Origin of the sequence: Enterobacter sp. HG048 (assembly GCF_024702055.1) — a bacterium.
In the GTDB taxonomy this organism is placed as follows: Bacteria; Pseudomonadota; Gammaproteobacteria; order Enterobacterales; family Enterobacteriaceae; genus Enterobacter; species Enterobacter dykesii.
On record NZ_JANLIZ010000001.1, the window covers coordinates 481,214 to 495,904 of the forward strand.

At 55.5% G+C, this 14,691-nt stretch carries 19 protein-coding genes; 8 read left to right on the forward strand and 11 right to left on the reverse strand.

The genetic code is table 11. The features are described 5' to 3' along the window. The 8 genes from NUX24_RS02330 to mdtH form a co-directional block, all read right to left on the reverse strand. Complete coding sequence (locus NUX24_RS02330; RefSeq protein WP_126328221.1) at nucleotides 1–567, reverse strand: cytochrome b; 567 nt, start codon at nucleotides 565–567, stop codon at nucleotides 1–3. Nucleotides 568–775: 208 nt separating this feature from the next. Continuing rightward, complete coding sequence (locus NUX24_RS02335; protein ID WP_032638658.1) at nucleotides 776–889, reverse strand: YceO family protein; 114 nt, start codon at nucleotides 887–889, stop codon at nucleotides 776–778. 60 nt (nucleotides 890–949) lie between these two features. Beyond that, nucleotides 950–2,068 carry an N-methyl-L-tryptophan oxidase gene (solA, locus tag NUX24_RS02340; RefSeq protein WP_257829725.1) on the reverse strand — a complete coding sequence of 373 codons (1,119 nt, stop codon included), beginning with the start codon at nucleotides 2,066–2,068 and terminating at the stop codon, nucleotides 950–952. A gap of 116 nt (nucleotides 2,069–2,184) precedes the next feature. Next, nucleotides 2,185–2,439, reverse strand: coding sequence for a biofilm formation regulator BssS (gene bssS, locus NUX24_RS02345; protein WP_008500827.1), 255 nt, complete (start codon nucleotides 2,437–2,439; stop codon nucleotides 2,185–2,187). Between the two features lie 274 nt (nucleotides 2,440–2,713). After that, nucleotides 2,714–2,959, reverse strand: coding sequence for a DNA damage-inducible protein I (gene dinI, locus NUX24_RS02350; RefSeq protein ID WP_008500826.1), 246 nt, complete (start codon nucleotides 2,957–2,959; stop codon nucleotides 2,714–2,716). A 74-nt stretch (nucleotides 2,960–3,033) separates the two neighbouring features. Next, nucleotides 3,034–4,080 carry a dihydroorotase gene (gene pyrC / locus NUX24_RS02355; RefSeq protein WP_126328224.1) on the reverse strand — a complete coding sequence of 349 codons (1,047 nt, stop codon included), beginning with the start codon at nucleotides 4,078–4,080 and terminating at the stop codon, nucleotides 3,034–3,036. A gap of 126 nt (nucleotides 4,081–4,206) precedes the next feature. Continuing rightward, entirely contained in the window at nucleotides 4,207–4,767 is a 561-nt protein-coding gene (locus NUX24_RS02360; RefSeq protein WP_045910186.1) for a lipoprotein, read from the reverse strand. Between the two features lie 123 nt (nucleotides 4,768–4,890). Continuing rightward, nucleotides 4,891–6,099 (reverse strand): multidrug efflux MFS transporter MdtH, encoded by a 1,209-nt coding sequence (mdtH, locus tag NUX24_RS02365; RefSeq protein ID WP_047650852.1) that lies wholly within the window; start codon nucleotides 6,097–6,099, stop codon nucleotides 4,891–4,893. 236 nt (nucleotides 6,100–6,335) lie between these two features. Here mdtH and rimJ point away from each other — a divergent pair, with 236 nt between their 5' ends. From rimJ to murJ, 4 genes are all read left to right on the forward strand, one after another. Further along, on the forward strand, nucleotides 6,336–6,920 hold the full coding sequence (rimJ, locus tag NUX24_RS02370; protein WP_008500822.1) for a ribosomal protein S5-alanine N-acetyltransferase: 585 nt from the start codon (nucleotides 6,336–6,338) through the stop codon (nucleotides 6,918–6,920). A gap of 9 nt (nucleotides 6,921–6,929) precedes the next feature. Continuing rightward, nucleotides 6,930–7,580, forward strand: a complete 651-nt coding sequence (locus NUX24_RS02375) for a YceH family protein (protein ID WP_214575494.1) — start codon at nucleotides 6,930–6,932, stop codon at nucleotides 7,578–7,580. 2 nt (nucleotides 7,581–7,582) lie between these two features. Next, complete coding sequence (locus NUX24_RS02380) at nucleotides 7,583–8,506, forward strand: Gfo/Idh/MocA family protein (protein WP_126328227.1); 924 nt, start codon at nucleotides 7,583–7,585, stop codon at nucleotides 8,504–8,506. A gap of 129 nt (nucleotides 8,507–8,635) precedes the next feature. Next, nucleotides 8,636–10,171 (forward strand): murein biosynthesis integral membrane protein MurJ, encoded by a 1,536-nt coding sequence (murJ, locus tag NUX24_RS02385; RefSeq protein WP_045357088.1) that lies wholly within the window; start codon nucleotides 8,636–8,638, stop codon nucleotides 10,169–10,171. Nucleotides 10,172–10,230: 59 nt separating this feature from the next. Here murJ and flgN read toward each other — a convergent pair whose 3' ends face one another. From flgN to flgA, 3 genes are all read right to left on the reverse strand, one after another. Then, entirely contained in the window at nucleotides 10,231–10,656 is a 426-nt protein-coding gene (gene flgN / locus NUX24_RS02390; protein ID WP_008500818.1) for a flagella biosynthesis chaperone FlgN, read from the reverse strand. Nucleotides 10,657–10,660: 4 nt separating this feature from the next. Next, the gene (gene flgM, locus NUX24_RS02395) at nucleotides 10,661–10,954 is read right to left on the reverse strand and encodes a flagellar biosynthesis anti-sigma factor FlgM (RefSeq protein ID WP_047650855.1); all 294 of its coding nucleotides are present in this window, start codon (nucleotides 10,952–10,954) and stop codon (nucleotides 10,661–10,663) included. Nucleotides 10,955–11,047: 93 nt separating this feature from the next. Beyond that, a complete protein-coding gene (flgA, locus tag NUX24_RS02400; protein WP_257829727.1) occupies nucleotides 11,048–11,707 on the reverse strand; it encodes a flagellar basal body P-ring formation chaperone FlgA in 660 nt (219 codons plus the stop codon). Nucleotides 11,708–11,864: 157 nt separating this feature from the next. Between flgA and flgB the strand changes: the two genes are divergently transcribed. Genes flgB through flgE form a run of 4 tightly spaced genes read left to right on the forward strand, consistent with a single transcriptional unit; the run spans nucleotide 11,865 to nucleotide 14,688 of the window. After that, on the forward strand, nucleotides 11,865–12,281 hold the full coding sequence (flgB, locus tag NUX24_RS02405) for a flagellar basal body rod protein FlgB (RefSeq protein WP_023311135.1): 417 nt from the start codon (nucleotides 11,865–11,867) through the stop codon (nucleotides 12,279–12,281). A gap of 3 nt (nucleotides 12,282–12,284) precedes the next feature. Continuing rightward, on the forward strand, nucleotides 12,285–12,689 hold the full coding sequence (gene flgC, locus NUX24_RS02410) for a flagellar basal body rod protein FlgC (protein ID WP_008500814.1): 405 nt from the start codon (nucleotides 12,285–12,287) through the stop codon (nucleotides 12,687–12,689). Between the two features lie 11 nt (nucleotides 12,690–12,700). After that, nucleotides 12,701–13,411: a flagellar hook assembly protein FlgD gene (flgD, locus tag NUX24_RS02415; RefSeq protein ID WP_047650857.1), complete on the forward strand. Its 711-nt coding sequence runs from the start codon at nucleotides 12,701–12,703 to the stop codon at nucleotides 13,409–13,411. A gap of 26 nt (nucleotides 13,412–13,437) precedes the next feature. Next, on the forward strand, nucleotides 13,438–14,688 hold the full coding sequence (gene flgE, locus NUX24_RS02420; protein ID WP_047650858.1) for a flagellar hook protein FlgE: 1,251 nt from the start codon (nucleotides 13,438–13,440) through the stop codon (nucleotides 14,686–14,688). The last annotated feature ends 3 nt before the right edge of the window (nucleotides 14,689–14,691 follow it).

Genomic DNA, 14,691 nt, shown 5'->3' on the forward strand with positions numbered 1-14,691 from the left:
TTATGCTCCAGAGTCAACTGACGAGCGGCCAAGCATGCGCTTTAGCGTATCGTCTTTATCAATAAAATGGTGTTTGAGGGCGGCAAGCCCGTGCAGCACGGACAGGATCACCACGCTCCAGGCAAGCCAGAGGTGAATGACCCCCGCCGTGTCGGCCTGGGCCCCGGCATCGCTAAATGTTGCCGGAACCTCGAACAGGCCAAAGACGTTAATCGGCTTACCGTCAGCCGTCGAAATGAGATAGCCGCTAATCAGGATGCCAAACAGCAGTGCATAGAGGGCAATATGCGCGGCGACTGCACTGACGCGGGTAAATTTGCTGTGGGTCTTTGGCGCGGCGGGCGGCGGGGAAATATGTCGCCAGATCACGCGGAAGACCAGCCCCAACATCAGGAGAACGCCAATGCTTTTATGTAACTCCGGTGCCTGGTGATACCAGCCGTCATAATAGCTGAGCGTGACCATCCAGAGGCCAAGGCCAAACATACCGTAGACGGCAAGAGCAAATATCCAGTGCAAACCTATGGATATTATTCCGTAGCGCCGGGAGGAGTTACGCAGTTGCATCAGAATGTCCATTTTCAAATTAACCGAAGGGTAAAAATGAACGGGAAGATGTGATATTGCAACTGAAAAAATTGTCTATTGATTTTTATTTTATTTATTTCAGCGCTTTTGAACAGGATTGATAAAGGTAATTCAATGTCTTCGTGCAAGATGGAATTGAGAGTTTCAGTAAAGCTAAATAAATGTCAATTATTGTCAATCGGGGCTTTCAGTAAAATACAATGTAAACAAAATCAATAATGGCCAGCAGCGCCCACAGTAAGATATAGAGCATAAAATGCTCGCGAATATTATTCATCAGAAAGCTAACGATCCTGCGCATAATGACCCGTAATGCAGTGTGAGTGAAATGGGCTCCGGTACCTCCGGAGCCCGTGGCGGATTATCCGTTAAAACGCGAGAGGGAGAAGGGCGTCAGATCAAACTGCGGCGTGATGCCCTGGGCAAACTGCGCGGCGATTTCACCTAGCACGGAAGCAAATTTAAAGCCGTGGCCGCTTAGCCCGGTGATCAGCAGAACGTTGTCATGCCCCGGCAGCGTATCAATGATAAAGTCTTCATCCGGCGTGTTGTCGTAGGTACAGGCCGCGCCATACAGCAAGCCGCCAACGCCTGGAAGAATATTGCGCAGAAACGAGAAGGCTTCTGAACCATCCTGTGGCCAGGCACCGAAGGGTTTACGCTCTTCAGGGGAGGAGATAACCTGGCCCCCGTTGTGTTTACCGATTTTCAGCGCGTCTTTCTCGGAAGGGAAACCGTAGAACTGATCGCCATTCGGCAATTCGCCGGTGAAGGCCGGGAATTTATTCTGCGCGCTGTAGCGCCCATCCGACTGGAACCAGGAGAAGACCTTACGTACCGGCTGGATTGGCAGTTCCGGCAGCAGGCGAGTAACCCAGGTTCCTGCGCTGACGAGCAGGCGGGACGCTGAATAGTCACCGTCAAGGGTCGTTACCGTGACGCCATTCATGTCATGGGTGATAGCCTCTACCGGACAGTTAAACAGCTGCGCACAGCCAGCTTTCGCGGCAAGATCGATCCAGGTTTTGATCGCCGTTTCACAATGCAGCACGCCAGAGTGGGCTTCAAAGAGGCCGATGTAATCATCCGGGACGGTAATTTCAGGCCAGCGCGCGGTAATGCCCGTCGCGTCCAGCTTCTCGACATCAAGATTATAGGCTTTTGCGCTGCGCTCGACGCTGGCGAGAAAATCAGAATGGGCAGGGCCAAGGTTGATGACGCCGGTACGCTCAAAAATACGCTCTTCGGTCTGCTTCGCCAGCTCGTCCCACAGCGTCTGGGCGCGAAGCACCAGCGGTACATAGCGCTCGCCTTCTCCATACGCATGACGCATGAGGCGGGTATCGCCATGATGGCTACCCTCCGCATGAGGAGGGAGATGGGCATCGATCATCAGGACCTTCAGACCTGCCTGCGTTGCGTAATAACCGGCAGCGGAACCCACGGAGCCGCTACCAATAATGATTAAGTCGTATCTCATATGCATCTCGTAAACTGATGTTTTGTTAGCAGAGTAATTAACAACGCGGGGTTAGACAAGGGAGAAATAAATAAGGCACCGCGAGGGTGCCTGTAGAGAGAAAAGTGGGCATAAGCTTAGTGCCGTTTATACTCATTTTCCTGATAGTCGCCAGATTCTATTTTTGCAATACCTGCCTCTAAAATAGAAATAAACTGACGGGCGACGTCTGTTGTTAGCCACAGCGTCTGTCCAACTTCCGCTTCTTCACGGTTGAGTTGATTCGGGGTCTGGTAGTGCAAACGCAGCATCAGCGCATCGTAGCTATCTACGGTACTGATATCCCAGCCAACCAGTGGATGGGTCTGGATCACTTCACTATTCTTTTCCATTATAACCCCCTTAATGCGTGTTAGAAGACAACGGCTTTGAGGTTCAATGCATGTTTTTCTGAAAGCAACTTCAGTATACCAAGTAATAAGGGTTCCAACGGGAAAAATAAACAGGTGGCAACACATTTTTCTGCTTTTTAGGATTGTTCGAACAATAAAACACCATCTCGTTCACGATTTTTAAAGAAGATGCCGAATTAATTTGAACTTGCAGGATTTTTAGACAAAAAAAAGCCGGGGCGACCCGGCAAAAAAACACAATGAGGGAGCAGTGTTAATCTGTGATAAACCAGTCGTCTGCGCTTTCCCACGTTTCCTGCAGGATTTCGCTGATGCGATCTTTATCTTCTTTCGCAGCACCAATGACGGAGAGGTTGTTCGCCGCGGCGTAACGCACCGTTACGGCACCCGCGTTGTCGGGAAAGGTGTTGTTAATACGGCGGGATAATTCGCCTGCCAGTGCATCAAGCGCGCCGGCAGGCAGAACGGTTGTTTTGGCTATGGTGACTTCAATACGCATAAATGCCCCCTGTGTAATATACTGTTTATTTATACAGGTATATTATCGGTTTGACAACAAGGGGCATTGATTTTTTAACGTTTTACCGTCCAGTTAACGGTTTCACCCGCCAGGAACGGGATCAGCGTGTCATCCGTCAGCGCAATGGACTCCTCAACGTGGCTCGCTTTACGCTCCAGTTCGATGAAAGTGTCGTTGACCGGCAGGCCGTAGAAGCGCGGGCCGTTAAGGGAGCAGAAGGCTTCAAAATGTTCGAGCGCGTTCATCTCTTCAAAGACGGTCGCGTAGCTGGCCAGTGCCGTTGGGGCGTTGAAGCAGCCTGCACAGCCGCAGCTTGCCTCTTTGCGGTGGCGGGCGTGAGGTGCGGAATCGGTGCCAAGGAACGCGCGGGTGAATCCGCTGGCGACCAGCTCGCGCAGCGCCTGCTGGTGGATGTTGCGCTTGAGAATCGGCAGACAGTACAGGTGAGGACGCACCCCACCCACCAGCATGTGGTTACGGTTAAACATCAGGTGCTGCGGCGTAATGGTAGCGGCGATGAGATCGTTGCCGTCGCGCACGTACTCTGCCGCGTCTTTGGTGGTGATATGCTCAAAGACCACTTTAAGCGCGGGCAGGCGCTGGCGCAGAGGCTCCATTACGGTCTCGATAAAGCGGGCTTCACGGTCGAAGATGTCAATCTCGGCATGCGTGACTTCACCATGGACCAGCAGCGGCATGCCCAGTTTCTGCATGCGTTCCAGAACCGGCATGATGGCATCAATGCTGGTAACGCCGTGGCTGGAGTTGGTGGTAGCATTCGCCGGGTAGAGTTTCGCCGCCGTAAATACGCCTTCGTTAAACCCGCGCTCCACTTCGTTCGGGTCCAGCGAGTCGGTAAGATAGCAGGTCATCAACGGGGTAAAATCGTGTCCCGCAGGAACGGCATCCAGGATGCGCTGGCGATAGGCCTTCGCGGCATCGACGGTGGTGACTGGTGGAACCAGGTTAGGCATGACAATCGCGCGGCCATAAATTTCGCTGGTATAAGGCACGACGGTTTTCAGCATATCGCCATCGCGCAGATGGATATGCCAGTCGTCAGGGCGGCGGATTTTAAGAACCTGGGGTTGTGCAGTCATGGAAGCTCCGGCTTGTCAGGAATCAGTCATAAGGATGGCTGTTTTTGCCGGACACAAATCATAAGCGGAAACGTTTTCGTTTGCACACTTTTCCGTAAAAAAAAGGGCGCCGCAGCGCCCTTCAGGTTAATCGGTGAAAGGAATGATAATTTCTCCCGGTTTCACCTCTATGCCTTTTGCGTATTTTTTCGCCAGAGCTTCACCCTTGCTTTTGTCTTCGCTTAAGACGTACGCGGGCTGCTGGTTAAAGTAATTACGCAGCGACTGGTTGAGATAGGGCATCAGGGTTTGCAGAACCGGCGCCATCTTGTCCGGCGACACCTGCGCATCGACGACTTCCATCTCCTGCAGGAAAATTGCCCCTTTCTCTTTGTTGAAAACAGGGAGCGCCTTCAGCTTGAGCTTGATGTTGGCCTTCTGATTGCCAAAGAGGGATGACATATCGAGATCCGCATCACCGGCCAGGGTGACTTTGTTTGGCTCTTCACGTCCAATCTGGCTGGTCAGGTTTGTGAGCACGATATGGGCGTCCGCCAGCCCCGGTACGCCAATGTCTTTCGAGAAATTGTTATGTTTTTCCAGCGCCTGATTAATTTCCTGTTCACTGACGGTATATTGCGTGAGCTGGTTACAGCCAACCAGCAGACCGCTGACAACTAATGCCGCGGCTAAGACAATTTTCTTCATAGTGTTCCTCAACGAAAAATCGGCGCTTCTGTCCTGTTGCGCCAGTATGTCAGCGTGAATGGGCAGAAACCAGCAGAAAAAACTGAGAAGTGGGGCGGGAGGAGCTCCCGCCCGAGGGAAAGGCTACGCGCCTGGCTCGAGCATGCCGCTCGCGCTGCGTTTCGGGCTGAACTGCCACCACAGGGCAAGGAGCGTCATAAAGCCCACCGCGCCGAGCATCATCCACGGAAGTTCGGGCTGGTTAAACGCTTTGCCGGCATCAAACAACCAGCCGCCACCGGCGTAACCTAATGCGCCGCCAAGCGCCAGCCCCAGCCGGCTGAAACCCATATAGCTGCCGCGCGCACGCGCATCCGCAAGCGAGGCGCTCAGCGTTTCACGGGCAGGCTCGGCGATGATCGACCCTATATAGAACGTGCAAATCAGCGTAAACAGCTGCTGGAGAGAGTTCACCAGGCCGATCGGCATCATGCTCAGCGTCATCAGGAACAGCCCGGCCATCAGGCGATGCTCCAGACGAAAACGCCGCTCGCTCCAGCGGGCAATCGGATAAAGCAGCGTTAACGACAGGCAGGCTTCGATGGCGTACATCCATTTAACGGCTGCAGGGGTCCCCGCGATGTCGTTAACCATGATCGGCAGCATCAGCATGACCTGTACAGCCAGCATGTAATATCCCGTCAGGGTCAACACATAGGTGACAAAACGTTTGTCGCGCAGGACGCGGCCAAGCCCTTCCCGGACCGGCGCTTTGACCGTCGACAGTTTCCAGGCGGGCAGGAACAGGCCATTAAACAGCGCGCACAGAATAAAGAGCACCGCACCGGCGGCGCAGACCAGACGGAAGTCATACTGCAGCAGCCAGCTTCCCAGCAGGGCGCCGACAACCGCCCCGGCACTGTCCTGCATCATCAGAATCGAGAAGAAACGGCCGCGGTGCTGAGGGCGAATAAGCTTCACCACCAGCGCGGTGCGTGGCGGATCGAACAGCGTGCCCCCGATACCGGAGAGGAAACAGGAGAACCAGAGCAGCCAGGGCTCCTGGGCGACCGCCATCGTGGCAAAGCCTGCCGCGCGCAGCAGCATGCCGGTAACGATCATCGGTTTAGCACCAAAGCGGTCGGCAATGGCCCCGCCAAAGACGCCCAGCCCCTGCTGGACAAACTGGCGTAACCCCAGCGCAATACCGACCACTAATGCCGCCCAGCCCATTTGATCGACGAAGCGAATCGAGATGAGAGGGAACACGACAAAAAAGCCCAGCACGACCAGCATGTTATCGACGAGCAGGAAATATTTACCCAGGCTCCTGGCCTGTGATACGCGGGACATTTTCCCTCCAGGGAAAATAAGAAGGTGAGCACGCTAACATTCTGAGGTGTCGCAGCGTTTTTTCCCACCCCCGGAGGTGACAATATTTTTTTATCAAAAGGGTGCTTTGATAGAGAGTTCTCATCGAAAAATGTGAAAAGAGGTGAAAATGGTATGTCACTGTTTTCACAGACGGCAAAGGCACAGGTATAGTAAAGCTAATGGGTAAGCAGAAGTGACGGGAAGGAGTGGTATCGATGTTTGGCTATCGCAGTAATGTGCCAAAAGTGCGTCTGACAACGGACCGGCTGGTCGTTCGTCTGGTGCATGAGCGTGATGCCTGGCGTCTGGCGGATTATTACGCCGAGAATCGCCAGTTTTTAAAACCCTGGGAACCCGTTCGGGATGAGAGCCATTGTTACCCTTCCGGCTGGCAGGCGCGCCTCAGCATGATTACGGAATTTCATAAGCAGGGCAGCGCGTTTTATTTCGCGCTGCTGGATCCTGAAGAAAAAGAGATTATCGGGATCGCCAATTTTTCAAACGTGGTGCGTGGGTCTTTTCACGCCTGCTACCTTGGCTACTCCATCGGCCAGAAATGGCAGGGGCAGGGGCTGATGTACGAGGCGTTAACGGTGGCGATCCGCTATATGCAACGCACGCAGCATATCCATCGCATCATGGCGAACTATATGCCGCACAATCAGCGCAGCGGCAATTTGCTGGCGCGCTTAGGGTTCGAGAAAGAGGGTTACGCCAAAGACTATCTGCTGATAGACGGAGAGTGGCGCGACCACGTTCTGACGGCGTTAACCACCCGGGACTGGACCGCAGGTCGTTAAGGAGAAAAGATGAAGTATCAGCTAAACGGTACCGAAGCGCGCGTAATTGGGTGCTTACTCGAAAAACAGGTCACCACGCCGGAGCAGTATCCGCTCTCCGTTAACGCCGTAACCATGGCCTGCAACCAGAAGACCAACCGCGAGCCGGTGATGAACCTCAGCGAGCATGAGGTTCAGGACGTGCTGGATGCGCTGGTAAAACGCCACTATCTGCGCACCGTCAGCGGCTTCGGCAACCGCGTGACCAAATACGAACAGCGCTTTTGTAACTCCGAATTTGGCGACCTGAAGCTGAGCAGTGCGGAAGTGGCGGTCATCACTACGCTGTTGCTGCGCGGAGCGCAGACGCCGGGAGAACTGCGCACGCGCGCTTCCCGTATGCATGAGTTCAACGATATGCAGGAAGTTGAGCAGACCCTGGAAGGGCTGGCCTCACGCGAAGACGGCCCATACGTGGTGCGTCTGGCGCGCGAGCCGGGCAAACGTGAAAGCCGCTATATGCACCTGTTCAGCGGCGACGTCGATGTCGCAACCGTGGAGAGCGACGCGGGATCCTCAGCAAGCAATGACACTCTTGCCGCGCGCGTAGAGGCGCTGGAAGAAGAGGTCGCCGGGCTGAAACAGCGTCTGGACGCATTGCTGGCACATCTGGGAGACTGACGGTGAAAAAATTACGCGTAGGCGTGGTGGGGCTCGGCGGCATCGCGCAAAAAGCCTGGCTGCCTGTATTAGGTGCGGCGACGGACTGGACCCTGCAAGGGGCATGGTCACCCACCCGAGAAAAGGCAGAACGTATCTGCGAAACCTGGCGCATTCCGTATGCCGCCTCACTGCAGGATCTGGCCCGCGAGTGTGATGCGGTTTTTGTGCATACCTCAACGGCAACCCACTATCAGGTGGTGAGCGAACTGCTCAATGCGGGGGTTCACGTCTGCGTGGATAAGCCGCTGGCGGAAAATGTTCAGGATGCCGAACGGCTGATTGAGCTGGCGGCGCGCAAAAAACTGACGCTGATGGTGGGCTTCAACCGCCGCTTCGCACCGCTTTACCAGCAGCTGAAGGCACAGTCGGGCACGCTTGCCTCGCTGCGGATGGATAAGCACCGCACCGACAGCATTGGGCCAAACGATCTGCGCTTCACCCTTCTGGATGATTATCTGCACGTTGTGGATACGGCGCTGTGGCTGAGCAACGGCGAAGCGCTGCTGAAAAGCGGTACCCTGTTAACGAATGACCAGGGGGAGATGGTCTACGCGGAGCACCACTTTGCCGTTGAGCATCTTCAGATTACCACCAGCATGCACCGTCGGGCGGGAAGTCAGCGTGAATCCGTGCAGGCGGTGACCGACGGCGCGCTGTACGACATTACGGACATGCGCGAGTGGCGGGAAGAGAAGGGCAACGGCGTGGTGACGCTGCCGGCGCCAGGCTGGCAGAGCACACTCGAGCAGCGCGGTTTCGCAGGATGCGCCCGTCACTTTATCACCTGCGTGCAAAATCAGACGGTTCCTGAAACGTCCGGCGAGCAGGCCATTATGGCGCAGCGCATTGTGGAAAGGCTCTGGCGCGAGGCCATGAGCGAATAACTCGCTGTAACATCTGCGGATAGTAATTCGTTGAAATCCGGGTAGACTAAGCGCCGCTTGTAGGCTTTGCCGGGTGGCGCTTACGCTTGCCCGTCCTGGAAATCCGTATGGTTCTGGAAATTCACGTTAATGAACTTATTAAAATCGCTGGCGGCCGTCAGCTCGATGACCATGTTTTCCCGCGTGCTGGGTTTTGCGCGCGACGCCATTGTGGCAAGGGTATTTGGTGCAGGGATGGCCACGGACGCCTTTTTCGTCGCGTTCAAATTGCCGAACCTGCTGCGTCGTATTTTTGCTGAAGGGGCGTTTTCCCAGGCATTCGTGCCCATTCTGGCGGAATATAAAAGCAAGCAGGGTGAAGACGCGACGCGCGTCTTTGTTTCTTATGTCTCCGGGCTGCTGACGCTGGCTTTGGCGGTGGTGACCGTCCTCGGGATGCTGGCCGCGCCCTGGGTGATTATGGTGACCGCGCCCGGTTTTGCCGATACGGCCGACAAGTTTGCCCTGACCTCGCAGCTGCTGCGCATTACTTTCCCCTATATTCTGCTGATCTCGCTGGCCTCGCTGGTGGGGGCGATCCTCAACACCTGGAACCGCTTCTCTGTACCGGCGTTTGCGCCGACGTTTCTTAACGTCAGCATGATCGGCTTTGCCCTGTTCGCCGCGCCGCACTTCAATCCGCCGGTGCTGGCGCTGGCCTGGGCGGTTACCGTCGGCGGCGTGCTGCAGCTGGCGTATCAGCTGCCGCATCTGAAAAAAATCGGCATGCTGGTGCTGCCGCGCATCAACCTCAAAGATGCCGGGGCGATGCGCGTGATCAGGCAGATGGGGCCCGCCATTCTCGGCGTCTCCGTCAGCCAGATCTCGCTTATCATCAACACCATTTTTGCCTCTTTCCTCGTCTCCGGCTCGGTTTCCTGGATGTACTACGCCGACCGCCTGATGGAGTTCCCGTCCGGGGTGCTGGGCGTGGCGCTGGGGACCATCCTGCTGCCGTCGCTGTCGAAAAGCTTTGCCAGCGGCAATCACGATGAGTATTGCCGCCTGATGGACTGGGGGTTACGTCTCTGCTTCCTGCTGGCCCTGCCAAGCGCGGTGGCGCTGGGTATTCTGGCCAAACCGCTGACGGTGTCGCTCTTCCAGTACGGGAAATTCACCGCCTTTGATGCCGCCATGACCCAGCGCGCGCTGATTGCCTACTCGGTCGGATTGATGGGGCTGATCGTCGTCAAGGTGCTGGCGCCCGGGTTCTATTCGCGTCAGGACATCAAAACGCCGGTGAAAATTGCCATTGTGACGCTGATTATGACCCAGCTGATGAACCTGGCGTTTATTGGTCCGCTGAAGCATGCTGGCCTGTCGCTGTCTATTGGTCTGGCGGCCTGTCTGAATGCCGGGCTGTTGTACTGGCAGCTGCGCAAGCAGGATATCTTTACGCCGCAGCCGGGGTGGGGAAGTTTCCTGGTACGTCTGATCGTTGCGGTACTGGTGATGTCTGCCGCGCTGCTCGGCATGATGTACGTGATGCCGGAGTGGTCCCTCGGCACCATGCCTTATCGTCTGATGCGGCTGATGGCCGTGGTAGGCGTCGGGGTGGTGGCTTATTTTGCCACGCTCGCGGTGCTGGGGTTCAAAGTGAAAGAGTTTGCCCGCCGTACGGCATAAACGCCAAAAGGGGAGTTCACCTTATGGTGCTCCCCGCTGCATGATTTGTCGCCCAGGCGTCAAATCGAAATCTTTTTAACTCCCGCAATACGCGCAGTCGCTGTTTGACCATCCGCACCGTACAGTCCGGTTTCTTTATGCGGTTTCAATACCTCAAGCGCCTGCTGGTTACGCTCAATCTGACCTTCCAGTAGCCAGCCGTTGTGCTGGTTAAGGTCGCGCAGGTGCTGGGTTTTTTCGGTAATGGTTTGCCAGCGCTCAATAATATCGTCATTGGCGCTACGCTTAGGATCCTGCTCAGCGCGGCGCTGCTGCTCCAGATAATCCAGCGTCGCCAGTAGCGAACTCTTATCTTCAGTAATACGCTGCAGCGCGCTGCCGTTGATGTGACCGGAAGAGAGATGCTGCTGTTCAGCGTCCATTACCGTTTTCAGGTCGTTAAGAACAACCGTCATTTGATCCAGTATTTCTGACAGTCGACTCATACGGTTAGTTACTCTGTAAGAAACTCTGTGCTTCCTGAATCAGGGCGTCAGCGATTTTGCTGGTGTCCATTTTCAGCTCACCGTTACGAATAGCCGTTTTCAGCGCTTCAACACGTTCCATATTGATATCGTTGCTGCCTGGCTGCATCAGTTTTGCCTGCGCGTCGCTCAGGGTCACGCTGGTGCTGTTGGACGTTGACGGTTTTTCCAGACGCGTTTTCTGCGCAGGAGCGTCATTCGTTTCGCGAGGTTGTACAGTGCTTACCGGCTTCAGGGCTGATGTACGATCAATGCTCATAGTGTTGTCCTCATCGAGGGTTCGCGGCGTTTGCGCCTGACATCATCATTAGTGAAATATTTATCGGCACGCGCCGCGAAATCTTTAAAAAGATTACAGGTTAATCAGAATATTCCCATCAGCATCGACGGTTCCGCTCACCACCTGGCCTGAGGACATTCTGACGCGGGCGTTTTGCGCCACCGCGGCATTGTTTAACGCTTTCCCTTCACTGTTGATGCTAAAGCCATCTCCGTTGGCCACCACCATCACCTGTTGGCCCGCTTTTACCCGCCACGACTGACGCAGCATTGAGAGCTGTATCGGCTGGCCGGGGGCGACATCACGCAGGCTGACGGCGTCCTGTGCCTGGTTTAATTCCAGCATGGTGCGTGGAGGCAGCTGATCCAGACGGCCGCGTTTTAACGTCACGCTGTTCGTCTGCAGCACGCTGCCGCGCGCAATGGGCACGGCGGCGACAACATAATTGCCCATCGCCTGAACTGCAACCTGTAAATAGCGTTTTTCGTTGGCGCAGCGGGCCAGCACGTTCACGTTCCCCCACAGCCGGGTGGTTCCCGTCACGCTGAATGACGGTTGGTCACAGGTCGGGTACAGATTCGGTGGGGTACGTAGGGTAACGGTAACGTCATCGCTAAAGCCCGCCAGCTTTTCAGCAAAAAAAGCCGTCAGCCGCTCCTGTAAGCCTTCAGCCTGCACCAGAGGGCTAAACAGCAAGAAAGTTGCCATCAGGGCACGTTTTAACGTTTGCATCGCAAGTTCCACCGTTTCCAGAGTTGAATGAATTCTACCTGCAGTGGTTTTGCATCAACGCAATAAATAGCGACGCATTTTGCGCTTATTCCGTCGATAGGGGAGACCGGGTGAGATTTAAGCTGTGAACTGAAATTTTGCCATCAGCGGAGGAGACATGCTCGATAAACTCGACGCCGCGTTACGTTTTCAGCAGGAAGCGCTCAATTTACGCGCCCAGCGGCAGGAGATTTTAGCCGCCAACATCGCTAACGCCGATACCCCAGGGTTTCAGGCGCGCGATATTGATTTTTCCAGTGAGCTCAAAAAGGTGATGGAGCGTGGACGTGCCGAAGGAACGGGTGTTGCACTTGCCATGACATCCTCTCGCCATATTCCTGCTCAGGCGATGACCGCGCCAGCGACCGATTTACTTTACCGTATTCCCGATCAGCCCTCACTCGACGGTAACACCGTGGATATGGACCGGGAGCGTACCCAGTTTGCCGATAACAGCCTGAAATACCAGACGGGCCTGACCGTACTCGGCGGACAAATCAAAGGCATGATGAACGTCCTGCAGGGGGGGAACTGATAGATGGCCTTGTTGAATATTTTTGATATTGCCGGTTCGGCGTTAACCGCGCAGTCCAAACGCCTGAACGTGGCTGCCAGTAACCTGGCGAACGCCGACAGCGTAACCGGACCCGACGGCCAGCCTTATCGTGCCAAACAGGTTGTCTTTCAGGTCGATGCTGCGCCGGGCGCGGCAACGGGCGGCGTGAAGGTGTCTGATGTGGTAGAGAGCCAGGCGCCGGACAGGCTGGTGTATGAGCCGGGTAACCCGCTTGCGGATGCCAGCGGATACGTGAAGATGCCAAACGTGGATGTGGTGGGTGAGATGGTGAACTCCATGTCGGCATCCCGTAGCTACCAGGCCAACGTTGAAGTGCTGAATACCGTGAAGAGCATGATGCTCAAAACGCTCACTCTCGGCCAGTAAAGGAGACATGCATGTCCATCGCCGTAAATGTGAATGATCCTACGAACTCGGGTGTTAATAACACGAAGAGTACAACGGGTTCTAACTCCCTCACCGGGAGCAATGCCGCCGATCTTCAGGGCAGCTTTCTGACGCTGCTGGTGGCGCAGCTTAAGAACCAGGATCCCACCAACCCAATGCAGAACAACGAACTGACCACGCAGCTTGCGCAGATCAGCACCGTGAGCGGCATTGAGAAACTTAACACCACCCTCGGCTCCGTCTCCGGGCAGATTAACAGCGCCCAGTCTCTGCAGGCGGCAAGCCTGATTGGCCACGGGGTGATGATCCCGGGAACCACGATTCTGGCAGGCTCCAGCACCACCGAAGGCAACACCACAACGACCACCACGCCGTTTGGCGTTGAACTCCAGCAGGCAGCGGAAAAAGTTACTGCCACGATCACGGATTCCACCGGCGCGGTAGTGCGCACCATTGATATCGGCGAGCTGAAGGCGGGCGTTCACACCTTTACGTGGGATGGCAGCCTGACCGACGGCACGAAAGCACCAAACGGTTCCTACAAAGTGGCGATCAGCGCCAGCAACGGGACGACCCAGCTGGTGGCGCAGCCGCTGCAGTTCGCGCTGGTCCAGGGCGTGATTAAAGGAAGCGACGGCAACAAACTGGATTTGGGAACCTCTGGTTCCACCACACTCGACGAAGTTCGGCAGATTATCTAAGCCTTAACACTTATCAGGAGTAAGTCATGGCCTTTTCTCAAGCGGTCAGCGGCCTGAATGCTGCGGCCACCAACCTGGACGTCATTGGCAACAACATCGCCAACTCCGCGACCTATGGTTTTAAATCCGGTTCTGCTTCATTTGCGGACATGTTTGCCGGTTCCAAAGTCGGCCTGGGCGTGAAAGTTGCGGGCATCACGCAGGACTTTAGCGACGGCACCACCACCAACACCGGTCGTGGTCTGGACGTTGCCATCAGCCAGAACGGTTTCTTCCGTATGGTCGACTCCAACGGCTCTGTGTTCTACAGCCGTAACGGCCAGTTCAAACTGGATGAAAACCGTACGCTGGTTAACATGCAGGGCATGCAGCTGACGGGCTACCCGGCAGCAGGAACGCCTCCAACCGTTCAGACCGGCGCGAACCCTCAGGCGATTACTATTCCGAATACACTGATGGCGGCGAAATCAACCACCACCGCGACGCAGCAGATCAACCTGAACTCAACCGATCCTGTTCAAACTGCCCCGTTCGATGCCACCAACCCGGATACCTATAACAAAAAAGGGACCGTGACCGTATTCGACAGTCAGGGGAACGCCCATAACATGTACGTCTACTACGTGAAGACGGCCAACAATAAATGGGATCTCTACACTCAGGACGGCAGCGCTGCGGGTTCTGTCGCCACGAAAGCGGCGCAGATGAACTTTGATGCGAACGGTAACCTGGCGGGTGTTTATAACTACGACGCTGCGGGTGTACTGAGCGGAACGGCAAACCCTACGCCGGCCATTAACATCACCACGGGGTCCGTCAGCGGTGCGACGGCGGCGACCTTCTCCCTGAGCTTCCTGAACTCCATGCAGCAGAACACAGGCGCGAACAGCGTTGTGGCAACCACTCAGAACGGCTACAAGCCTGGCGATCTGGTGAGCTACCAGATCAACGACGACGGCACCGTGGTGGGAAGCTACTCTAACGAACAGTCTCAGGTTCTGGGCCAGATTGTGCTGGCAAACTTCGCGAACAACGAAGGTCTGAAATCTGAAGGCGACAACGTCTGGTCTGCCACCCAGTCCTCCGGCGTGGCGCTGCTGGGTACCGCAGGCACCGGTAACTTCGGCAAGCTGACCAACGGCGCGCTGGAAGCCTCCAACGTGGATATGAGTAAAGAACTGGTGAACATGATCGTCGCGCAGCGTAACTATCAGTCGAACGCGCAGACCATCAAAACCCAGGACCAGATCCTCAACACGCTGGTTAACCTGCGTTAAGCG